21 protein-coding genes are annotated in these 23,320 nt (G+C 39.7%); 20 read left to right on the top strand and 1 reads right to left on the bottom strand.

The features are described 5' to 3' along the window. Positions 1-5: 5 nt before the first annotated feature. The 12 genes from QM382_RS04255 to QM382_RS04200 all read left to right on the top strand — a co-directional run bounded on the left by QM382_RS04255 (position 6) and on the right by QM382_RS04200 (position 16,066). On the top strand, positions 6-809 hold the full coding sequence (locus QM382_RS04255) for a LicD family protein (RefSeq protein WP_414272566.1): 804 nt from the start codon (positions 6-8) through the stop codon (positions 807-809). Then, complete coding sequence (locus QM382_RS04250; protein ID WP_414272565.1) at positions 810-1,616, top strand: LicD family protein; 807 nt, start codon at positions 810-812, stop codon at positions 1,614-1,616. It begins immediately after the preceding gene. A 147-nt stretch (positions 1,617-1,763) separates the two neighbouring features. Further along, a complete protein-coding gene (mecA, locus tag QM382_RS04245; RefSeq protein WP_414272564.1) occupies positions 1,764-2,498 on the top strand; it encodes an adaptor protein MecA in 735 nt (244 codons plus the stop codon). 195 nt (positions 2,499-2,693) lie between these two features. After that, complete coding sequence (locus QM382_RS04240; protein WP_414272563.1) at positions 2,694-3,257, top strand: TIGR01440 family protein; 564 nt, start codon at positions 2,694-2,696, stop codon at positions 3,255-3,257. 1 nt (position 3,258) lies between these two features. Then, positions 3,259-8,913 (top strand): ZmpA/ZmpB/ZmpC family metallo-endopeptidase, encoded by a 5,655-nt coding sequence (locus tag QM382_RS04235; RefSeq protein WP_414272562.1) that lies wholly within the window; start codon positions 3,259-3,261, stop codon positions 8,911-8,913. Positions 8,914-9,070: 157 nt separating this feature from the next. Next, positions 9,071-9,631 carry a redoxin family protein gene (locus tag QM382_RS04230; RefSeq protein ID WP_414272561.1) on the top strand — a complete coding sequence of 187 codons (561 nt, stop codon included), beginning with the start codon at positions 9,071-9,073 and terminating at the stop codon, positions 9,629-9,631. Positions 9,632-9,640: 9 nt separating this feature from the next. Continuing rightward, on the top strand, positions 9,641-10,747 hold the full coding sequence (gene msrB / locus QM382_RS04225) for a peptide-methionine (R)-S-oxide reductase MsrB (protein ID WP_414272560.1): 1,107 nt from the start codon (positions 9,641-9,643) through the stop codon (positions 10,745-10,747). A gap of 72 nt (positions 10,748-10,819) precedes the next feature. Beyond that, positions 10,820-12,541 carry an aminodeoxychorismate synthase component I gene (pabB, locus tag QM382_RS04220; protein WP_414272559.1) on the top strand — a complete coding sequence of 574 codons (1,722 nt, stop codon included), beginning with the start codon at positions 10,820-10,822 and terminating at the stop codon, positions 12,539-12,541. After that, entirely contained in the window at positions 12,542-13,165 is a 624-nt protein-coding gene (locus tag QM382_RS04215) for an alpha/beta fold hydrolase (RefSeq protein WP_414272558.1), read from the top strand. Positions 13,166-13,214: 49 nt separating this feature from the next. Then, positions 13,215-14,060, top strand: a complete 846-nt coding sequence (locus QM382_RS04210; RefSeq protein ID WP_414272557.1) for an excalibur calcium-binding domain-containing protein — start codon at positions 13,215-13,217, stop codon at positions 14,058-14,060. Positions 14,061-14,165: 105 nt separating this feature from the next. After that, positions 14,166-15,125 carry an ROK family glucokinase gene (locus QM382_RS04205; RefSeq protein ID WP_070678016.1) on the top strand — a complete coding sequence of 320 codons (960 nt, stop codon included), beginning with the start codon at positions 14,166-14,168 and terminating at the stop codon, positions 15,123-15,125. A gap of 101 nt (positions 15,126-15,226) precedes the next feature. Then, positions 15,227-16,066, top strand: coding sequence for a thymidylate synthase (locus QM382_RS04200; RefSeq protein ID WP_414272556.1), 840 nt, complete (start codon positions 15,227-15,229; stop codon positions 16,064-16,066). A 200-nt stretch (positions 16,067-16,266) separates the two neighbouring features. Here the strand turns inward: QM382_RS04200 and QM382_RS04195 are convergent, their stop codons facing one another. Then, positions 16,267-16,437, bottom strand: coding sequence for a DUF3042 family protein (locus QM382_RS04195; protein ID WP_001051780.1), 171 nt, complete (start codon positions 16,435-16,437; stop codon positions 16,267-16,269). A 122-nt stretch (positions 16,438-16,559) separates the two neighbouring features. Between QM382_RS04195 and miaA the strand changes: the two genes are divergently transcribed. The 8 genes from miaA to QM382_RS04155 all read left to right on the top strand — a co-directional run bounded on the left by miaA (position 16,560) and on the right by QM382_RS04155 (position 23,306). Continuing rightward, positions 16,560-17,444: a tRNA (adenosine(37)-N6)-dimethylallyltransferase MiaA gene (gene miaA / locus QM382_RS04190; protein WP_414272555.1), complete on the top strand. Its 885-nt coding sequence runs from the start codon at positions 16,560-16,562 to the stop codon at positions 17,442-17,444. After that, the gene (hflX, locus tag QM382_RS04185; RefSeq protein ID WP_414272554.1) at positions 17,437-18,675 is read left to right on the top strand and encodes a GTPase HflX; all 1,239 of its coding nucleotides are present in this window, start codon (positions 17,437-17,439) and stop codon (positions 18,673-18,675) included. Before miaA ends, hflX begins: the two co-directional genes overlap by 8 nt. After that, a complete protein-coding gene (locus QM382_RS04180) occupies positions 18,668-19,291 on the top strand; it encodes a cystathionine beta-lyase (RefSeq protein WP_414272553.1) in 624 nt (207 codons plus the stop codon). Before hflX ends, QM382_RS04180 begins: the two co-directional genes overlap by 8 nt. Positions 19,292-19,305: 14 nt before the next feature. Next, on the top strand, positions 19,306-20,235 hold the full coding sequence (rnz, locus tag QM382_RS04175; protein WP_414272552.1) for a ribonuclease Z: 930 nt from the start codon (positions 19,306-19,308) through the stop codon (positions 20,233-20,235). Positions 20,236-20,255: 20 nt separating this feature from the next. Then, the gene (locus QM382_RS04170; RefSeq protein ID WP_414272551.1) at positions 20,256-21,011 is read left to right on the top strand and encodes an SDR family NAD(P)-dependent oxidoreductase; all 756 of its coding nucleotides are present in this window, start codon (positions 20,256-20,258) and stop codon (positions 21,009-21,011) included. Positions 21,012-21,213: 202 nt separating this feature from the next. Next, positions 21,214-21,783 carry an SMI1/KNR4 family protein gene (locus QM382_RS04165; RefSeq protein ID WP_414272550.1) on the top strand — a complete coding sequence of 190 codons (570 nt, stop codon included), beginning with the start codon at positions 21,214-21,216 and terminating at the stop codon, positions 21,781-21,783. A gap of 18 nt (positions 21,784-21,801) precedes the next feature. Beyond that, complete coding sequence (locus QM382_RS04160; protein WP_414272549.1) at positions 21,802-22,239, top strand: hypothetical protein; 438 nt, start codon at positions 21,802-21,804, stop codon at positions 22,237-22,239. A 2-nt stretch (positions 22,240-22,241) separates the two neighbouring features. Further along, positions 22,242-23,306, top strand: a complete 1,065-nt coding sequence (locus QM382_RS04155) for an ankyrin repeat domain-containing protein (RefSeq protein ID WP_414272548.1) — start codon at positions 22,242-22,244, stop codon at positions 23,304-23,306. The last annotated feature ends 14 nt before the right edge of the window (positions 23,307-23,320 follow it).

Below are 23,320 nucleotides of genomic sequence, written 5' to 3'. Positions count from 1 at the left end.
ATTAGATGAGAAGATTAAGTATTGAAGAAGCTAAACAAATTGAACTTGATATTTTAGCTTTTATTGATTCATTTTGTAAGAAGCATGGTATTGATTATTTTATCAATTATGGTACCCTGATTGGAGCTATTCGTCACAAAGGTTTTATTCCCTGGGATGATGATATAGACCTTTCGATGACACGTGAAAACTACGAACGTTTTATCCAGTTATTTAATCAAGAACAATCTAAATATAAGATTTTAGCGTTAGAAACTGATGATCACTACTATAATAATTTTATTAAGGTTGTAGATTCAACAACAAAAATAGTGGATACACGAAATACTAAAACCTATGATTCTGGAATTTTCATTGATATTTTTCCAATGGATTCTTTCAACGATACTAAAGTTATCGATGTTTGCTATAAGTTGGAAAGCTTTAAGTTATTATCTTTCAGTAAGCACAAGAATATTGTCTATGGAGATAGCAAGCTAAAAGACTTGATTCGTACCTTCTTCTGGTTTATCCTTCGTCCTATTTCTCCCCGTTATTTTGCGAGTCAAATTGAAAAGCAAATTCAAAAGTATAGGGTAAAAGATGGTAAATATATCGCTTTTATTCCTTCCAAGTTTAAGGAAAAAGAAGTCTTTGACAAAGAAATTTTTGAAGATTTAGTGGAAGTTCCTTTTGAACATCTGACTCTTCCAGCACCGAAACAATATGATGCTATTTTGAAACAGTATTATGGTGATTATATGACTCTCCCACCAAAAGAAAAACAGTTTTATAGTCACGAATTTGAAGCCTATAAATTGGAGGATTAAATGCAGTACTTAGAAAAAAATGAAATTAAAGAAATTCAACTAGGTATTTTGGACTATGTTGATGACATTTGTAAAAAAAATAATATTTCTTATTTCCTCAGCTATGGAACCATGTTGGGAGCTGTTCGCCATAAGGGAATGATTCCTTGGGATGATGATATCGATATTTCACTGTATAGAAAAGACTATGAGCGTCTATTAAAAGCGATTGAGGAGGATAATCATCCTGTTTATCGTGTTCTTTCTTACGATACTTCTTCATGGTATTTCCATAATTTTGCAGTTATTTTAGATACAACAACAGTTATTGAAGATAATGTAAAATACAAACGTCATGATACAAGTTTGTTCATTGATGTCTTCCCAATTGATCAATTTTCAGATTTAAGTATTATTGACAAGAGTTATAAGTATGTTGCCTTGCGTCAACTTGCCTATATAAAAAAAGAGCGTGCTGTTCACGGAGATAGTAAATTAAAAGATTTTCTCCGTCTGTGTACTTGGTATCCTCTCAGACTTGTTAATCCGAGATATTTCTATAAGAAAATTGACAAGTTAGTTAAGAAAAGTGTGACAGATAATCCTGCTTATGAAGGGGCTATTGGAGTTGGAAAAGAAAAAATGAAAGAAGTCTTTCCAGTCGGAACCCTTAACGAACTGATTTTAACAGAGTTCGAAGGACGAATGGTGCCTATTCCAAAGAACTATGATATTTTTCTAACTCAGATGTATGGAGATTACATGACTCCGCCGTCAAAAGAAATGCAGGAATGGTATAGCCATAGTATAAAAGCCTATCGAAAATAAACATTTTATAGGCTAGATAGATGTTCTAAAGATGCTCGCTTGATTCATCAAGTGAGCATCTTTAGACTCAATTCCAACGCCATTCTTTTGATAAAATCATTTAAATCTTGTATAATAGATAGAACTGAAAGTATGAGGTTACGAACTATGAAAATGAAACAAATCAGTGATACGACTTTAAAAATCACGATGTCTTTAGAAGATTTGATGGATCGTGGAATGGAAATCGCAGACTTTCTCGTTCCACAAGAAAAAACAGAAGAGTTTTTCTATGCAATCTTGGATGAGCTAGAAATGCCAGATAGTTTCTTGGATACAGGTATGCTTAGTTTCCGAGTGACACCGAAACCTGATAAGGTTGATGTCTTTGTGACGAAATCTAAGATTGACCAAAACTTGGATTTTGAGGATTTAGCCGATCTTCCTGACATGGATGAGTTAGCGAAAATGTCTCCAGATGAATTTTTGAAAACGTTGGAAAAAACCATGGCAGAGAAAACTAAAGAGGATATTGAAGCGATTCAATCTTTAGAACAGGTTGAAAAGGAAGAGGAAGCAGCGCTTGATGAAGCCCTCGAAGAAGAAGGGAAAAGAGAACCCTATATCTACTACATCCTACGCTTTGACGACTTAACTAGTTTGGTTTCTTTTGCGAAAACCGTTGATTACCAAATGGAGACTTCAGAACTTTACAAAATGAACGACCAATATTATCTAACTGTCTTGGTTGATGTAGAAGATCATCCAAGTCTTTATCCAGCTTGGTTATTGGCTCGTATGCGGGAATTTGCGGATGACAGTGACATCAGCCGTTCGGTACTACAAGAATATGGTCAAGTACTCATCAATCATGATGCGGTTCAAGGACTCCAAAAAGTTTAAAGTATTTGAAAAAAGACAGAGAAATAGAATTCTCTGTCTTTTTTGTTTTAGATTTGGATTTGCTTAGGCTTAGACTATACGATAATTTTTGTAAACTCAATTGAGGTGCTATAGATAAATACTTTCTATTACGTCACTTAGCTTGCTAAAATAATGAAAAAACGATATCATAGAAAGAAATAAGCGAGGTAATGTATGGACCAAGGACATTTACAAAAAGAGGTAGAGGAAATCCTAGAAGATGTGTTGGCAAAGGCTTCTCTCCATGAGGGGGCTCTCTTTGTTTTGGGCTTATCTTCCAGTGAGGTGATAGGAGGACACATCGGGAAAGCATCTAGTCAAGAAATTGGAGAATTAATTGTTCAAAAGTTCTTAGACATCTTATCATCTAAAGGAATCCATCTTGCCGTCCAAGGATGTGAACATGTCAATCGAGCCTTGGTTGTGGAACGAGAGGTTGCAATCAAACACAATCTCGAAATTGTGAGTGTTCTACCGACTCTGCATGCTGGAGGATCAGGTCAATTGGCGGCTTTTCGCTATATGAAAGACCCAGTTGAGGTCGAATTTATCAAAGCTGATGCAGGACTCGATGTTGGAGATACGGCTATTGGGATGCATATCAAACATGTTCAAGTACCGATACGTCCAGTTTTGAGATCAATCGGCCAAGCCCACGTAACTGCCCTAGCTAGTCGTCCAAAACTGATTGGAGGGGCGCGTGCTCAATACCCACAAGATGCTATTAGGAAATCGTAAAATGGAAAAGAAACAAGTTGAAAAGGTTATAAAATATTCTATTAGAAAGTTCTCTGTTGGAGTCGGTTCTGCTGTTATCGGAGCCGTACTTTTCGGTGCTAACAACCTCTTGCTTGATCCAGTAGTGGCTAATGAAGTTTGTGAGCCAAATCAGGTACACTATCGTTATTTAGCAGAGCAAGAGCTAACAGAAGCTGAAAAGGCCCTTATTCATAAGGAACTTCCTTCTGATTTAAAACAAGATGATGTTGTTTATCTTGTTTACCGAAGGAAAGCCACTATTTCTCAGGAATTACCAAAAACTGGAAGTAAAGAATTAGCACTTGCTGGCCTTGGCCTTACGACAGCATCGCTAGCTGTTTTGGTAATTTCAAAGAAAAATCGTAATAAGATTGCGGGTCTTCTCGTGATTGGTGCTTTAGGTGGAAGCTACTTCATTCCTCAGACTATTCAAGCTTTTGAAAATCAAATTCTTTTATCTTATAACCAAACAATTTCTGCTTGTAGTAAAGAAGATTTAGCGAATGGAGTTATTCAAATTGATGGGTATGACTACATTGGGTATTTCAAAGAAGCAGATTTGAAAGTCTCTATCCCAGATAATACTCATGATGAAAAATTGACTACAGGTCAAGTAACACAAGAAGAAACTCATGAAGGTGAGCCTCTTGTTCAACCGAATCAACCCGCTCAAACCGAGGAAACTACAGCTAAAGGAACTCAAGAAGAAGGCCATGTAGGCGAATCTCTTGTCCAGGAAGAACTTCCAGAATATACAGGCGAAGTAACTGCTAAAGGGACTCAAGAAGAAGGCCATGTAGGCGAATCTCCAATCCAACCGGAACTTCCAGAATATACAGGCGAAGTGACAGCCAAGGGTACCCAAGAGGAAGGTCATGTAGGCGAATCTCCAATCCAACCGGAACTTCCAGAATATACAGGCGAAGTGACAGCCAAGGGTACTCAAGAGGAAGGTCATGTGGGTGAATCTCTTATTCAGCCAGAACTTCCAGAATATACAGGCGAAGTAACAGCCAAAGGAACTCAAGAAGAGGGCCACGTAGGTGAACCTCTTATTCAACCGAGCTTGCCAGAATACAAGGTGACAGAGTCAACTGTGACTGAATCAGAAACGGTTACAATTCCTTACACTACAGAATACCTCTCGGATGCTAATCGCTATACTGATGAAGAAAGTGTTGTTCAAAAGGGTGAAACTGGTAGTCAACTCATTCATCGTGTCTACAAAACGGTTAATAGCGAAAAAATCGGTGAGCCTATAAGTACAACTACAGAGACTGTTAAAGCTCCTGTAGCTGAAAAAATCAGTCGCGGAACCAAACCAAGAGAAGGCCAAACCGAAGAAGTTTCTTTTGAAGAAGTTCCTTTTAAAACGATAATGGAACAAGATTCTAGTCTACTCAAGGGAACTGAAACAGTTGCTCAGGTAGGTAAGAATGGTAAAAAGAAAATTACCAAAGTCTACAAGACTATCAAGGGTGTGAGAACTGCAGATGCCCCGACTGTTTCAGAAGAAGTTGTTGAACAGGTACAAGACCACATTATCAAAAAAGGTACTAAGGAATTAGAAAAACCTACTCTAACATTAACTAAAGTTGATACAGAAGAATTGAATCGAAGTGCAAAAGCCACTTATAGCCTTAAAAAACCAGATGGTGTAACGATTAAGTCTATTCAAGCAGTATTGAAAAAAGGCGATCAAGTTATTAAGACCTTTAGTCTTTCAGAGTCAAATCTTGCGACAGCTTTAGCTGATTTAGATTATTACAAGGATTATACACTTGCGACGACCATGGTGTATGATCGTGGCAATGGTGACGAGGAAGAAGTTCTTAAGGAAGAACCATTGAGAATCGACCTTAAAAAAGTTGAAGTCAAAAATATTAAGGAAACAAGCTTAATCAGTGTAGATGACCAAGGAAATGAGGCCGATAGTAGTCTCTTGTCCGAGAAACCATCGAATGTTAAGCCTTACTACTTAAAAGTTACCACTTACGATAACAAGGTTACGAAACTAGCTGTTGATAAAATCGAAGAAGTTACTGTAGATGGAAATAAACTTTACAAAGTAACTGCTAAAGCACCAGATTTGATTCAACGTACTGCAGAGAATCGTTTCACTGAAGAGTATATACACTATTTACCTAAACCTAAAGCTCATGAAGGTGATGTTTACTACGACTTTAATGAACTTGTAAAAGCTATGCAAGCTAATCCGACTGGTACATTCAAGCTTGGTAGCAATATGAATGCTAATAATGTACCAGCTGCTGGCAAATCTTATGTAACCAATGCCTTTAAAGGTTCGTTGGGAAGTACTGAAGGTAATAAATTTGCTATTCATAATATCACTAAACCATTATTTGGAAACATTGAAGGTGGTTCAGTTAAGGATCTCATACTAGAAAATGTCAACATTGATATGTCCGGAGTTGATCGAGTAGCTCCAATTGCTAATGTCATCAAAAACAATGCGACTATCGAAAATGTCAAAGTAACAGGAAGTGTTGTCGGTAATAATGATGTAGCTGGTATTATCAATAAAATTGATGGTAGTGGAAAAGTAAGTAATGTCGCCTTTATCGGTAAACTTCACGCTGCTGGTAGTAGAGGAGGTTATTTAGCTGGTGTTCTTGGTGAAAACTGGAAGGGTATCGTTGAAAAAGCCTACGTTGATGCTGAAATTACTGGTAATAAAGCAAAAGCTGCAGGTTTAGTTTATTCATCTCAAAATGGTGCTAACAACTACACGGTCGGTAAAGAAGGTGTCCTTAGAAATTCAGTTGCTAAAGGTTCTATCGAACTGAAAGAAGCTGTTCAATCTGGTGGATTGCTGGGTACCAACTGGGCCTTGGGTACTATTGAAGACAACATCACTATGATGAAAGTCAAAACAGGTGAGATGGTATTTGGTCACTCAGATATTGATGCTGACGATTACTTCACCTATTCAAGAACCAAACGTAATTATAGTGTTGATGGCGTGAGTGAAGGTAAGAAATCCTTTAACAATTCACGTAAAATTCCAAGTATCTCACTGGCAGAAGCTGAGCAGAAAATTGAAGCGATGGGAATCACTGCTGATAAATTTACCAGCAGCAAACCTATTGAAGACAAGCTTAATAATAGTCTTAACAAAGACGATCAATACAAAGCAATTGATAGTTATGATGCGACTCGGGAGCTAGCTTACCGTAATATCGCAAAACTTCAACCTTTCTATAATAAAGAGTGGATTGTCGACCAAGGTAATAAACTTGCTGCAGGAAGTCCTCTCCTAACTAAAGAAGTATTGTCTGTCACTGCCATGAGGGGCAATACCTTTGTGACGGAATTAGCTGATGCTGATCATATTATGATCCACTATGCAGATAAGACAAAAGATGTCTTCAGCATTACGCCGAAAGACTCTAAAGTCAAACAAGTGAAAGAGTATGGTATTGCAGAACTTGGTGAAGTTGTTTACACTCCAAACATGGTTGACAAAGACCGTAGTGATCTCATCAATACTATTGTTGAAAAATTGAGTCCTGTAGAATTGCAATCTGATCCAATCTATACACACCTTGGTAGAACTGGTCCAAACAAAGTTAATGCGATTAAGAACCTTTATCTTGAAGAAACCTTCAAAGAAGTTAAGGATAATCTTACTAAATTTGTCAAACAGTTGGTTGAAAATGAGGATCATCAATTAAACACAGATGAAGCTGCTAAACGTGCTTTGATCAAGAAAATTGATGACAACAAGGCAGCGCTTCTCCTTGGCCTTTCTTACCTTAACCGTTATTACGGGGTGAAGTTTGATGATTTCAATATCAAGCAACTCATGTTGTTCAAGCCAGACTTCTATGGTAAGAACGTCAATGTATTAGACCGTTTGATTGAAATTGGTTCAAAAGAAGACTATGTAAAAGGAACTCGCACACATGATGCCTTCCGTGAAGTAGTTGCTAAACATACTCTATCAGGCAATTTAAATGACTTCCTGAAATATAACATGGAACTCTTCACAAAAGATACAGACTTGAATGATTGGTTTATAAAGGCAACTAAAGATAATGTCTATATCGTGGAACCAAAAACAACAAATCCTGATTTTGCTGATAAGAAACATAGAGCTTACGAAGGCTTAAATAACGATATGCATGGCAAGATGATTTTACCACTCTTGAACTTAAAAGATGCCCATATGTTCTTGATTTCAACATATAATACCATGGCCTACAGTTCATTTGAAAAATATGGTAAGAACACTGAAGCAGAGCGTAATGCCTTCAAAGCTGAAATTGATAAGGTTGCTAAAGGACAACAGAATTACCTAGATTTCTGGTCACGTCTATCTCTAGATAAAGTACGTAATCAGCTCTTGAAGAGCAATAATATGGTTCCAACACCTGTACTGGACAACCAGAATTATAAAGGCATTAGTACTGATCGTTATGGCCATACAAACAGTGGTAAAGATGTGGCGCCTATCCGTGAATTGTATGGACCTACCGACCGTTACCATGCGACTGATTGGCGTATGGGAGCTGTGGCTCGTGTTTATGCGAATCCATATAAGGATGATTCTGTCTTCTTTATGGTGACGGACATGATTAGTGATTTTGGGGTATCTGCCTTTACTCATGAAACAACTCACGTCAATGACCGTATGGTCTACTTGGGTGGCTCAAGACACCGTGAAGGAACAGATCTTGAAGCATTTGCTCAAGGAATGTTACAAACTCCGTCAGTAACAAATCCAAACGGTGAATACAAAGCCCTAGGTCTCAACATGGCCTATGAACGTCCAAACGATGGAAATCAATGGTATAACACTAATCCAAATGACCTTAAATCACGTGACGAAATTGATCGTTACATGAAGGGCTATAATGACACTCTCATGCTTCTAGATTATCTTGAAGGAGAAGCTGTCCTCAATAAAGCAAGTCAAGATTTAAACAATGCTTGGTTCAAGAAAGTAGACAAACAGTACCGAGGAAATAATACCAAGAATCAATTCGATAAGGTTCGACCTTTAAGTGATGATGAAAAGGCTATTCCTTTGCGTACAGTTGATGACTTAGTGACCAATAACTTTATGACCAATCGTGGACCTGGAAATGGAGTCTATAATCCATCCGACTTTGGTTCAGCCTATGTTACTGTACCAATGATGACGGGTATCTATGGTGGAAATACCAGTGAAGGTGCTCCTGGAGCGATGTCATTCAAACATAATACTTTTAGAATCTGGGGTTACTATGGCTACGAAAAAGGCTTCTTAAACTATGCTTCTAACATGCTAAAAGCTGAATCTAAAAAAGCTGGTAAAGATACTCTAGGTGATGACTTCATCATTAAGAAGATTTCTGAAGGAAAATTCAACAATCTCGAAGATTGGAAGAAAGATTACTTCAAAGAAGTTGTGACAAGTGCTAAAAATGGAATACAATCTTTTGAAATTGATGGTAAAACATACAATAGCTATGAAGACTTGAAACAAGCCTTTGCTGAAGCAGTTGATAAAGATAAGGCTACTCTAAGTAACGGATCTGTTAAATTTGATAACACCGTATCACTTAAAGAAAAAGTCTTCAAGAAACTTCTTCAACAGACAGATAGCTTTAAAACATCTATCTTTAAATAATCCAAAGCTCTCATCTGTTCAGCAGATGGGAGTTTTTTGTCATCAAGAAGCGCTATTAATTTCCAAGCAGATTTCAAGTATTTTTAGGATGCTAGGTATATAATAGAGCTATAATACAAAATCTATATTCATATAATAAACTAGAAAGGTGATGGAAATGAAAAAATGGCAAACATCTGCATTGGTCTGTGCTAGTTTGCTTTGTCTATCGGCTTGTAACAATCAGATGGAGAAGCAAGTTGATAAGCAAAATGGGGACAAAAATGCACAAGTTAGCTCTCAAACTGCAAAAATAGGAGAAGAAGTTCCAGACTTTGAGCTTACGGGAGTTAATGGTAAAACTTATCGCCTATCAGATTATAAAGGCAAAAAGGTCTATCTCAAATTTTGGGCATCTTGGTGCTCTATTTGTCTAGCTAGTTTACCTGATACCGATGAACTGGCAAAAGAAGCAAGTGATGACTATGTCATCTTGACAGTGGTTTCTCCTGGTCAAAAAGGAGAGCAAGCAGAAGGAGACTTCCAAAAATGGTATCAAGGTTTGGACTATAAAGATTTACCAGTATTGCTAGATCCTTCGGGACAACTTTTAGCGAGTTACGGAGTTCGTTCTTATCCGACTCAGGCTTTTATTGATAAAGAAGGTAAACTAGTTAAGATCCAGCCAGGTTTTATGGATAAGGAAACTATTTTAGAGAATTTAAAGACTATGAATTAGAGGCTTATTATGAGTGATAAATTAAAAACAATACTCTTAATTGGAGGCATCATCATCGGAATTTTGTTTCTTTTGGAAAGAAGAAGCGCTAGCTACACAGATACCTCTCAAATTGAGAAGGCAGCAGTTAGTCAAGGGCAAAAAGTCACGAAAAAAACTAAGCCAAGTAAAGATGCTGACTTACATGATATCTATCTAGCTGGAGGATGTTTCTGGGGTGTCGAAGAATATTTTTCTCGAGTGGCAGGTGTGACAGATGCTGTTTCTGGCTATGCGAATGGGAGAGGAGAAACAACCCAGTATGAATTGATCGGTCAAACAGGCCATGCTGAGACTGTTCATGTGACCTACGATGCCAACCAAATTACTCTAAAAGAGATCTTGCTCCATTATTTCCGCATTATCAATCCAACCAGTAAAAATAAGCAGGGAAATGATGTGGGGACTCAGTACAGAACGGGAGTCTACTATAAGGACGATCAGGATCTAGAAGTCATCAATCAAGTCTTTGAGCAAGTTGCTCAAAAGTATGACCAGCCTCTAGCGGTTGAAAAGGAAGCCTTAAGAAATTTTATCGTGGCTGAAGACTACCACCAAGATTATCTCCAGAAAAATCCAAATGGATATTGCCATATCAATGTCAATCAAGCAGCCTATCCTGTTATTGATGCGAGTAAATATCCAAAACCGAGTGACGATGAATTGAAAAAACTCCTCTCTCCTGAGGAATATGCAGTGACTCAAAATAGTCAAACAGAACGGGCCTTTTCAAATCGTTACTGGGATAAATTTGAAGCAGGTATTTATGTGGATGTAGCAACAGGTGAACCTCTCTTTTCTTCGAAAGATAAATTTGAATCGGGCTGTGGTTGGCCAAGTTTTACCCAGCCTATCAGTCCAGATGTTGCGACCTACAAGGAAGACAAGTCTTATAATATGGTCAGAACAGAAGTCAGAAGCCGAACTGGTGATTCCCACTTAGGACATGTCTTTACAGACGGACCTCAGGACAAGGGAGGTCTACGCTATTGTATCAATAGTCTATCCATCCGCTTTATTCCAAAGGATCAAATGGAAGAAAAGGGTTATGCTTATTTGTTGGATTATGTTGAGTAAGTTTTCTCAACCATATTAGTTAAAAAGCCAGATCTCCTGTTTGGGGTCTGGCTTTTATGGTATACTTAGGATATGCATAGAAAAACAGTGATTGATTTTAGGGCTTTGGGCGAGAGATACACCTTTACCAAGCCTATCAAAGAGTTAAAAACCAGAGATTTAGCAGAAGTGACAGACTTACTGGCACAAGTGGAAAGCTACCAAGAGAATGGCTATTATGTAGTTGGTTATGTCAGCTACGAGGCTGCACCTGCTTTTGAGAAAAAATTAGTAGTACACTCAGGTCCCTTGTTAGGAGAGTATCTCCTCTATTTCACCGTTCATGAAAGCGTAGAAAAATCAAGTATACCTTTGACTTATGAGGAGGTGGATTTGCCGTCAAACTGGCAGGAAGTAACATCTGCAGAGGACTATGAAAAGGCTATTGACCAGATACATCATCATTTAAGACAAGGCGATACTTATCAGATCAACTATACTGTTAAACTCGAACAGGAGTTGTCTGCCAATCCTTTTGCTATCTACAATCGCATGGTGGTTGAGCAGGAAGCGGGATACAATGCTTACATAGAGCACGACGACATGGCAGTGATTTCCATGAGTCCAGAACTCTTTTTTGAGCAAAATGGTCGTGAGTTGACCACTCGTCCTATGAAGGGGACAACTAAACGTGGTTTGAATGACTATAATGACTTGAAAGAGGCAGTTTGGTTGGAACAAGATCCCAAAAATCGCTCAGAAAACATGATGATAGTAGACCTCTTGCGAAATGACATGAATCGTATTTCTGAGGTTGGTAGTGAGCATGTGGAACGTTTATGCCATGTGGAACAGTATTCAACAGTTTGGCAGATGACTTCGACCATCAAGAGTCAGTTACGATCGGATGTTAATCTAGTAGAAATCTTCCGTTCTCTCTTTCCATGTGGCTCCATCACTGGGGCTCCCAAGATAGCGACCATGGAAATTATCAAGAACTTAGAACCACAAGCTAGAGGAGTCTACTGTGGGACTGTTGGTCTCTTACTTCCCAATGGACGACGAATTTTCAATGTCGCCATTCGAACCATTCAACTGCATGGAGGGCAAGCCATCTATGGAGTCGGTGGAGGCATTACATGGGATAGCACTTGGGAGTCAGAATACCGCGAAGTCCATCAAAAGGCTGCTGTTCTTTACCGAAAACAGCCTCGTTTTCAACTAATTACTACAGGGAAAATTAGCCAGAAAAAATTACTCTTTGAAACTCAACATCTGGAAAGACTGCAAAAGGCTAGTCGATACTTTGCATTTCCATTTGACCAAGAAGTTCTGAAACAAGAGATAGAGAAGGAGTACCAGTCTTGTGATCTACTTCAAGATTATCGGGTACGAATCAGTCTCAGCAAATCTGGAGCGATTGAAATCGATCGGCAAGTATTGACACCGCTTAGCTCTAGCTTCTGTCAGGCCAAACTTTGTCTACAGGAAGCTGATTTACAGCAGGCCTTTACCTACTTTAAGACGACATACCGACCACATTTGACAGTGGGAAATCAGGAAATCATCTATCACACTGCTGATGGAAAATTGCTTGAAACCTCTATTGGGAATCTGGTCTTAAAAATGGATGGCAAGCTCTATACCCCACCTAGTACTCTTGGCCTGTTACCAGGGATTTATCGCCAGCATTTACTTGAAAACAGGCAGGTAGAAGAGAAGGTCTTGACAATAGAAGATTTGGCACAAGCAGAAGCCATCTATGGCTGTAATGCAGTAAGGGGCTTGTATGAGTTGTCAGTAAAGGAGCACTAAATGAAACTTATATTTTTACACGGTTTGGGACAGTCAGCAGATAGTTGGAAAGAAGTTCAGGATTTGCTAACAGATTATCCCTCTGAAGCACTGGACTTATTTCCTTCAGGAGTTGGGACCTACCAAGAAGCCAAGGAACGCATTTATCAGCACTTATCAAAGGAAACAGAGCCTTTTGTCTTAGTTGGCTTATCTTTAGGGGCTGCACTTGCATTGGAGATTTCAAGTTATGATCTACCAAATCTTCAGGCCTTGGTTTTGTCAGGATGTCCACTGAAATTAGCAGGTAACATTCCTTTTTACATTCAGTTGCTGATATTCAAATTGCTTCCTAAGAGTATATATGAGAAGCAGGGAGCAGACAAATCGCTTTTAGTTGGAGTATCTGAAGAATTAAAAACACTTGATTTAAGAGAGATTGCACGGAATTGTGCCTATCCAAGCTTGTTAATCTGTGGTAGTCAGGATAAGCCTAATCTAAAGTCTATGAAAGGTCTGCAACAACTGATTCCAAATTCTCAGATTCAGATTATTCCTGATGGACCTCATGTTCTGAATAGGGCCAAACCAAAAGAGTTTGCAGAAATAACTAGAAGTTTTCTTGAATTGCTGAAACAAGTTTGATAAAATAATATTGAGATTGATATTGATATTATAATTTTAGGAGAAAATCATGAACAAACGTCATTTATTAAAACTAGGCCTAGTTTCTTTACCTGTCCTTACTCTGTTTTTACAACCTGTTATGGCAGATGAAAGTATCCACTTTTCGAGCTGTAAGGAAGCTTGGGAGAATGGATATGCAGATATTCATAAGGGAGAACCAGGTTATTCTGCTACTCTGGATAAGGATCATGATGGAATCGCTTGTGAATCGAAGAATGCGCCTAAGGGAGTTTTAAAAGAGAAAAAGACGAGTACATCTCAAGCTAACAACAATGTAGCACCAAATAGTGCAGCACCTGCTCCTAGTGCAGAAGCTGTAAGTGGTTGGGTTCGTCAAAATGGATCTTGGTACTATTTTTCTGCAAATGGGAAACCAGTAACAAATACTTGGCAGGGTGCATACTATCTCAAGTCAGATGGAAGAATGGCTGAGAATGAGTGGGTATACGATAACTATTACCAAGCCTGGTATTACCTTAAATCAGATGGATCTTATGCACGTAATGCTTGGCAGGGAAGTTACTATCTCAAATCAGATGGTAAGATGGCTCAGGGTGAATGGATTTATGATTCTTACTACCAAGCCTGGTATTACCTCAAATCAGATGGAGCTTATGCGCATAATACTTGGCAAGGTTCATATTACCTCAAGTCAAATGGGAAAATGGCTCAGAATGAGTGGATCTATGATTCTTCTTACCAAGCCTGGTATTACTTGAAATCAGATGGATCTTATGCTCGCAATGCATGGCAAGGAAATTACTATTTGAAATCGGATGGTAAAATGGCTAAGAATGAGCGAGTGGATGGTGGACGCTATTATGTAGATGCTTCTGGTTTGTGGAAACCATAGAGTAGAAATAATCTGGAAAGGTAATGCAAAGCTTTGCACAAATCTAACGATTTTGTTATACTATGTCTGTAAGCATTTCCATTAATAAATATAAAGGAGAAAAAGATGAGTCAAAAGATTATTGGGATTGACCTTGGTGGAACTTCTGTCAAGTTTGCAATTTTAACTCAAGAAGGAGAAATCCAAGAAAAATGGTCTATTAAAACTAACATTTTGGATGAAGGAAGCCATATCGTAGACGATATGATTGAATCAATTCAACATCGTTTGAACTTGCTTGGATTGTCAGCTACGGATTTCCAAGGGATTGGTATGGGTTCACCTGGTGTAGTTGACCGTGAAAATGGAACTGTTATCGGAGCCTATAACCTCAACTGGAAAACTCTTCAACCGATCAAAGAGAAAATGGAAAAAGCCTTGGGTATTCCATTCTTTATCGACAATGACGCTAACGTAGCTGCTCTTGGTGAGCGTTGGATGGGTGCTGGTGAAAACCAACCAGACGTTGTCTTTATGACTCTTGGTACAGGTGTTGGTGGCGGTATCGTGGCAGAAGGTAAATTGCTTCACGGTGTTGCAGGTGCTGCTGGTGAGCTTGGTCACATCACTGTTGATTTTGACCAACCAATCGCATGTACCTGTGGTAAAAAAGGCTGTCTTGAGACAGTGGCTTCTGCAACAGGGATTGTCAACTTGACTCGCCGTTACGCGGATGAATATGAAGGGGATGCAGCCTTAAAACGCTTGATTGATGATGGTGAAGAAGTAACTGCTAAAACTGTCTTTGACTTGGCAAAAGAAGGGGACGACCTCGCTTTGATCGTTTACCGTAACTTCTCACGTTACTTGGGTATTGCATGTGCCAACATTGGTTCTATCCTAAATCCATCAACAATTGTTATCGGTGGTGGAGTTTCAGCTGCCGGAGAATTCCTTCTCCAAGGTGTGCAAAAGGTTTATGATGAAAATACCTTCCCACAAGTACGCACAACAACTAAATTGGCTCTTGCGACTCTAGGAAATGACGCTGGAGTTATCGGAGCAGCATCACTTGTCTTGCAATAAGAAGCAAAAGAAGGAGAAAATCACTATCTTGAAGCGAGTGATTTTCCTCCTTTCTTTTTTTATGCTATACTAGTTAAGAATAAACGTTGAGGAGAGAGTAAATGACAAAAGCAGATAAGATTTTTAAAGAAAATATTGAGCGAATTCTCAATGAAGGAGTCTTTTCAGAACAAGCTCGTCCCAAGTATAAGGATGGAACAGTGGCTAACTCCAAGTACATCACAGGTGCTTTTGCGGAGTATGATTTGTCCAAGGGTGAATTTCCCATCACAACCCTACGTCCAATTGCTATCAAATCAGCTATCAAGGAAGTACTCTGGATTTATCAAGACCAGTCTAATAGTCTAGAAGTTCTTAATGACAAGTACAATGTCCACTATTGGAATGATTGGGAAGTGGGAGACACAGGGACAATTGGCGAGCGTTATGGGGCTGTGGTTAAGAAGCATGACATTATCAATAAAATCCTCAAACAGTTAGAAGCCAATCCTTGGAACCGTCGCAATATCATCTCACTTTGGGATTATCAAGCTTTTGAGGAAACAGATGGCCTTCTTCCTTGTGCCTTTCAAACCATGTTTGATGTCCGTCGAGTAGATGGGGACATCTATCTAGATGCGACCTTGACCCAGCGTTCTAATGATATGCTGGTAGCTCACCACATCAATGCCATGCAGTATGTGGCTCTTCAAATGATGATTGCCAAACACTTTGGTTGGAAGGTAGGAAAATTCTTCTACTTTATCAATAACCTTCATATCTACGATAATCAATTTGAACAGGCAGAGGAATTGCTCCGTCGTGAACCTTCAAATTGCCAACCACGTTTGGTCTTGAATGTACCAGACAAGACCAACTTCTTTGATATTAAAGCAGAAGATTTTGAGTTGGTTGACTATGATCCAGTGAAACCGCAGTTGAAGTTTGATCTAGCTATTTAATACTCTTCGAAAATCTCTTCAAACCACGTCAGCTTCGCCTTACCGTAGATATATGTAACTGACTTCGTCAGTCATATCTACAACCTCAAAGCAGTGCTTTGAGCAACCTACGGCTAGCTTCCTAGTTTGCTCTTTGATTTTCATTGAGTATAAAAGAATAGAAAAAAAGAAGTTGGAATTTCCAACTTCTTTTTTATTAATTAGCGTGATACGCGACGGCGAGCTGCTTTTTTACGATTTTCTTCGATGAAAGCTGCTTTTTGTTCTTCTGGTTCAATCACTTTCTTTTTGAATGCGTATACTGCACCTGCAACAGCAGCAACAGTTCCTGCAACACCTGTTACGAGACCTTTAGCAAATCCTTTAGCCATGAGTCTTCCTCCTTTTATTTATAAATCAGACGGAAATAGCTTAAGATATAGCATTTTTCTGCCTGTCTATTTTGTGATATAATAATAGTAACGAAAAAATGGGAATTTTTCAAGGAAAAACGATGAAAACAAAAATAATTGTGATTGTTGGTCCAACAGCTGTTGGAAAGACTGCACTTGCCATTGAAGTTGCTCAGCGATTTAATGGAGAAGTAGTTAGTGGAGATAGCCAACAAGTCTACCGAGGCCTAGATATTGGGACTGCCAAGGCTAGTCCGGAGGAGCAGGCAACTGTCCCTCATCATTTGATTGATGTGAGAGATGTAACCGAGTCTTACTCGGCTTTTGATTTTGTTTCAGAAGCTAAAGTAGCCATCGAGAATATTCAAAGTCGAGGTAAGCTTGCTATTATTGCAGGTGGGACAGGTCTTTATATCCAGAGTCTGCTAGAAGGATATCATTTAGGTGGGGAGACACCACATGAGGACATTTTAGCTTATCGTGCTAGTCTAGAGCCTTTTTCAGATGAGGAGTTAGCCCAGCTCCTAGAGCAAGCAGGCCTTGAAATTCCCCAATTTAATCGTCGTCGTGCCATGCGTGCCTTGGAAATTGCCCATTTTGGTCAAGATTTGGAAAATCAAGAAAGTTTATATGAACCACTGATTATTTGCTTGGATGATGAGCGCAGTCAACTCTATGAGAGGATTAACCATCGTGTGGACTTGATGTTTGAGGCTGGATTATTGGATGAAGCTAAGTGGCTGTTTGATTATTATCCAAATGTGCAAGCTGCTAAAGGCATTGGCTACAAGGAACTCTTTCCTTATTTTCGAGGGGAGCAAAGTTTGGAGGAGGCTAGTGAGAGTCTCAAGCAGGCGACTCGTCGTTTTGCCAAGCGTCAGTTGACCTGGTTCCGTAACCGCATGCAGGTAACCTTTTATCAGATTGGAGAATCTGGCGTGAAAGAGTGTATTTTCAGCCAGATTGAGGAGTTTTTAGATGATTGAAACGGAGAAAAAAGAAGAGCGAGTCCTGCTGATTGGTGTTGAACTCCAGGGCATGGACAATTTTGATCTCTCCATGGAAGAACTGGCTAGTCTAGCTAAAACGGCAGGGGCAGTTGTAGTCGATAGTTACAGACAAAAACGTGAAAAATACGATTCCAAGACCTTCGTCGGTTCTGGTAAGTTGGAAGAAATTGCTCAAATGGTGGACGCAGAGGAAATCACGACAGTCATTGTCAACAACCGTCTGACACCTCGTCAAAATGTCAATTTAGAAGAAGTTCTAGGGGTCAAAGTTATTGACCGTATGCAGTTGATTTTGGATATCTTTGCCATGAGAGCTCGAAGCCATGAAGGAAAGCTTCAAGTTCATTTGGCTCAGCTCAAGTATCTCTTGCCTCGTTTGGTGGGTCAGGGGATTATGCTTAGCCGTCAGGCAGGGGGAATTGGCTCCCGTGGTCCAGGTGAGAGTCAGCTGGAGCTTAACCGTCGAAGCGTTCGCAACCAAATTACAGATATCGAGCGTCAGCTCAAAGTCGTTGAGAAAAATCGAGCGACAGTTCGAGAAAAACGTTTGGAGTCAAGCACCTTCAAGATTGGTTTGATTGGCTACACCAATGCTGGGAAATCAACTATCATGAACACCTTGACCAGTAAGACCCAGTATGAGGCGGATGAGCTCTTTGCGACTCTGGATGCGACAACTAAGAGCATTCATCTGGAGGGCAATATTCAGGTTACCTTGACTGACACCGTTGGGTTTATTCAAGATTTGCCGACAGAGTTGGTGTCTAGTTTCAAGTCGACCTTGGAAGAAAGCAAGCATGTAGATCTTCTGGTTCATGTTATTGATGCCAGCAATCCTTACCATGAGGAACATGAAAAAACAGTTCTGTCTATCATGAAAGATTTGGATATGGAGGATATTCCTCGTTTGACCCTTTATAATAAAGCGGATTTGGTGGAGGATTTCACGCCGACTCAAACGCCTTATGCACTGATTTCTGCCAAGTCTGAGAATAGTCGCGAACAGTTGCAGGCTTTATTGCTGGATAAGATTAAGGACATTTTTGAACCCTTTACCTTGCGTGTACCTTTTTCTAAATCCTATAAGATTCACGATTTAGAGAGTGTTGCTATCCTAGAAGAAAGGGATTATCAAGATGACGGCGAAGTCATCAGAGGCTACATTTCTGAGAAAAATAAATGGAGATTAGAAGAATTTTATGACTGATATCAAAACATTAGCACTCAAGTATGGTGGCTATACAAGTCTAGACAAGGTCTATTTGGACCAGCTACTAGCTGGTAGGTCTGAAGAGGAGCAGCTAGCTCTCATCACACCTCCACCAAGCGTGGTCAATGCTTACTTTGCAGAACTTTATCAGAAAAAGAGCCCTCAAGCTGCGACAGATTATTTTGCTGAATTGACTAAGGAGTTAAACCTTTATAATACTGAACCAAGTTTCACTGAAGAAAGCAAGCCTTTTATTCGCCTTAACCTATCTGGTAAATCCTTTGGATTTTGCTACGAGAAAGAAGGACTAGGTCGCATTTTCTCAGAGAACAAAGAAGCAATTACGGATGAATTACTCTTTGAGATTGCGCAAATTTTTCCTCATCAGTTAGTTTTTGTAGAGTCTGGTAAGATTTACATGAAGGCGATTGGTGAAGAGGAAGTAGTCAGCCTGGAAAATCTCACAGCTTTGACAGATTTGGAAAATTTAGCAGATGGAAGAAAGCGACTTAAGGGATATAGCCAAGAGGATTTACTGCAAGAAGCTAGAGCTTTTTCTGGCAAATTTTATTATCGCTCAGAAAATCGCACTGCTATGTTATATATTGATTAATTAGAAAGTATCGAATGGATATTCAATTTTTAGGAACGGGGGCTGGCCAGCCCTCTAAAGCCCGCAACGTTTCCAGTCTCGCTCTGAAACTCTTGGACGAGATTAACGAAGTTTGGCTTTTTGACTGTGGAGAAGGAACGCAAAATCGCATTCTGGAAACCACGATTCGACCACGTAAGGTCAGCAAAATCTTTATCACACACTTGCATGGAGACCATATCTTTGGATTGCCTGGTTTTCTCTCTAGTCGTGCCTTTCAAGCCAATGAAGAGCAAACAGATTTGGAAATCTATGGTCCCCAAGGCATCAAATCTTTTGTCTTGACCAGTCTACGAGTGTCAGGTTCACGCCTGCCCTATAAGATTCATTTCCATGAATTTGACCAAGCTTCTCTTGGGAAAATTCTTGAAACAGATAAATTTACAGTATATGCGGAAGAGTTGGATCACACTATTTTCTGTGTCGGCTATCGTATCATGCAAAAGGACCTAGAAGGCACTCTGGATGCTGAAAAGCTCAAGGCTGCCGGCGTACCATTTGGACCGCTTTTTGGTAAAATCAAAAACGGGCAGGATGTAGTCCTAGAAGACGGCACCGAGATCAAGGCAGCAAACTACATCTCAGCTCCACGACCTGGTAAGATTATCACTATCTTAGGTGACACTCGAAAAACTAATGCCAGTGTGCGTCTGGCTGTCAATGCAGATGTTCTTGTCCATGAGTCCACTTATGGTAAAGGTGATGAGAAAATCGCTCGTAATCATGGCCACTCAACTAATATGCAGGCTGCCCAAGTAGCGACAGAAGCGGGAGCCAAACGACTCTTGCTCAACCATATCAGCGCCCGTTTTCTTTCAAAGGACATTAGCCAGCTTAAGAAAGATGCTGCAACTATTTTTGAAAATGTCCATGTGGTCAAAGACTTGGAAGAAGTGGAAATCTAGAATCTCGAGAAAGGAAAAGTATGTCTACTATTCTCATTACAGGTGCTAGCGGGGGTCTAGCCCAAGAAATGGTCAAACTCTTGCCAAATGACCAACTCATCTTACTCGGCAGAGATAAGGAAAAACTAGCTCAACTATACGGAAATCATCCTCAGGCAGAATTGATTGAAATTGATATTACCGACGCTCAAGCCTTAGAAGAACTAGTTGCTGAACTCTATCAGCGTTATGGTAAGATTGATGTTTTAATTAACAACGCTGGTTACGGAATTTTTGAAGATTTTGACAAGATTTCTGATCAAGACATTCATCAAATGTTTGAGGTTAACACCTTTGCTCTCATGAATCTATCACGTTTGCTTGCAGCTCGTATGAAGGAGATTCGAAAAGGTCATATCATCAATATCGTCAGCATGGCAGGATTGATTGCGACTGCTAAGTCTAGTCTATATTCTGCGACCAAGTTTGCGGCCATTGGTTTTTCAAATGCTCTTCGCCTTGAGCTCATGCCCTATGGTGTCTATGTGACAACTGTTAATCCAGGACCTATCCGTACAGGATTTTTTGACCAGGCAGACCCAGATGGGACCTACCTCAAATCGGTTGACCGTTTTCTATTGGAACCAGATGCTGTCGCGCAAAAGATTGTTAAGACCATCGGAAAAAACAAACGCGAGCTCAATCTCCCGGCCTTGCTAAATTTAGCTCATAAATTTTATACCCTCTTTCCCAAGTTAGCAGATAAGTTGGCAGGAGAAACTTTTAATTATAAGTAAAAAAGCTGTTCCCTTGAGGAATGGTTTTTTGTTTTAATTCGGAGAAGTTGTTCGTCAAAAATAATCCCTGAAAATACTGGTAGTTTATCCCTATTTGATAGCTTTGTAGTATAATTGTGATAAGAAAGTTCATCGGAAAAAAGAAGACCTAAACTAGCTAGTTTGCTGTAGAAAATGGATTATTTATAGTCGGAGGTCGACAATGGAATTATTGACAATTGACCAAATCATTTCCCTTACCCAAGAAGAAATACAAGGGCTTGACCCTGAGATAAGAGAAGGAATTGTCTTGAACCAAACGGAACTGCCTGTGTCTGAACTGGATCGTTTGAAAAGCCAACTTCAAATCCAAGAATTGGATCCGATTTTTAGGAAAAATATTTTGGCCTATAACTGGGGGCAGATAGGTTTTTTAAGTTACCAGTTTGGATATGGGGACGGCACTAGTCTTACTTGGCTGATCAATCGCAATTTGGAATACCATGATTACTCGACTCTACAAGAAAGTGTCTTGATCATCATTGCAAATGGAGATCCCTACACTATTTTGCTGGATTGTCAATCTGGGGCGGTCTATGCTCTTGATGCAGAGATGTCCTATGATGAAAAAATATGGCTGGCACCAGATTTTCTAGCATTTGTTAGAGCCATGGGAACGGCTCAATCTGCAGTTTGGAAGGGTTGTGAAAGTGACTTCATCCATTTGATGACTAGAAAAGGCCATGAGTCCAGTTTGATATTCTGGCAGAGTCTGGTCGGATTTTATGATTGAAAATATAAGGAGCAGGTCATGGAATTTATTGTAGCTGAGGAGGGAATTCCTCAAAATATCGGATGTCAGGGAGCCTTGATTGCCTATTATGGCAGCGAGATAGAATTTCATTATGAAACCGTGCCACCGCACGGTGATGAGATTTTTTCTGCCAAGTTGCCTTTGTTAGAGCTTGAACTACCCTTTTGGATCTATGGGAGAAATCTCATATTCTTAGACGCTTACTACCTTTTAGCCGAAACTGTTAAGAAAGGAACGTGGGATCCGATAACCAGTATGCTCATCAACATTCATATGGGGGAATACGCCAGCCTAGACCACTGGTACAATCATATATCTATTGAGCAAAACGGTCTTGAGTTGAAAAATGATTATGATGGACAAGTCCTGACTTTGAAAACTATTGACAATCTTCATTGGCTTGTCCTAGATGCTGAATCAGAAGAAAGGAACTAAATATGGCAAAGAAAAGAGTTACATTACCAAAAGAGTTTAAGGATTTAATGGATGAAGGAAATATTGAAGCCCTTAAAGCAGTCTATGACCGTTGTGAATTAACCGCTCATGATGGAAGATTTAGCTTATGTACACCTCTGCATATGGGAGGAGTCCCGGATGAATTGGTTATCTGGCTTGTCGAACAGGGCTTGGATATCAATATCCCTGATTATTATGGAGCGACTCCTTTATACCGTCAAGCAATCTTGGGTAGAGATACAGTAAAACTCTTGTGTGAATTGGGGGCAGACATTGAAAAGCCCAATACCTATGGCGATACCCCTCTACATATGGCAGCTGAATTTTTTCATCCTAAGACTGTCAAATTTTTAATTGACAAGGGAGCAAATGTCAATGCTAAAAATGATATGGGAAGAACCCCACTAGCTTCAGTCTTGATGGTTTGTCGGGGGATTTATATTGCCCAAACTGCTGAAATCGCATCTATGCTTCTGGATGCTGGTGCTAAGAAAACCTCTAAAATGAAGGAAAGAGTTGAGCAAATCGGCAAGGATTTTGAATTTCATAGAGAAAGTATCCACCCAGACTACATCGAGGGAGCAGATAAAGGCTTAGCGAAGCTCTATGAGCTCTTTGATGTCAAGCCGGTAGCCAAACGAATAACCCACGATGGAGTTTCACCGATTCTCGTAAAAGAAGGTAGCTGGGAGGAGCAGTATGAGGAACTTTGGTCCTTCTTGATTCCTTCAAGTGGAGCAGCCAAAACTGTTCAGGGAGAAGTTATCCGTATACCAGGTCGAGTCCGAGATGAACTGGATCGCAATGGTGGGGTCAACTGGGACAGGGACTATAGAAAAATGCTTCAGGCTCTCCCTAAATACTTGTCTCTAGGAAGCTCTCTTTCAGATCAAGAATTAGCAGAGACTAAAGAGCTTATTGCTCAAGTTCATGGGAAAGATTTTGATGACGAGCCTCGCCTGGACCGCCTCTGCCAATTGGCTCTTGCATGGATTAAGCAAAATCCTAACCCAATTGACTTAAAAGAACCAAGTTATAATCGGTAAAAAGCATTGGAAGA

It is taken from the genome of Streptococcus infantis, from assembly GCF_047465185.1.
Lineage (GTDB): Bacteria > Bacillota > Bacilli > Lactobacillales > Streptococcaceae > Streptococcus > Streptococcus infantis_O.
This window is presented reverse-complemented; position numbering and strand designations above follow the sequence as displayed.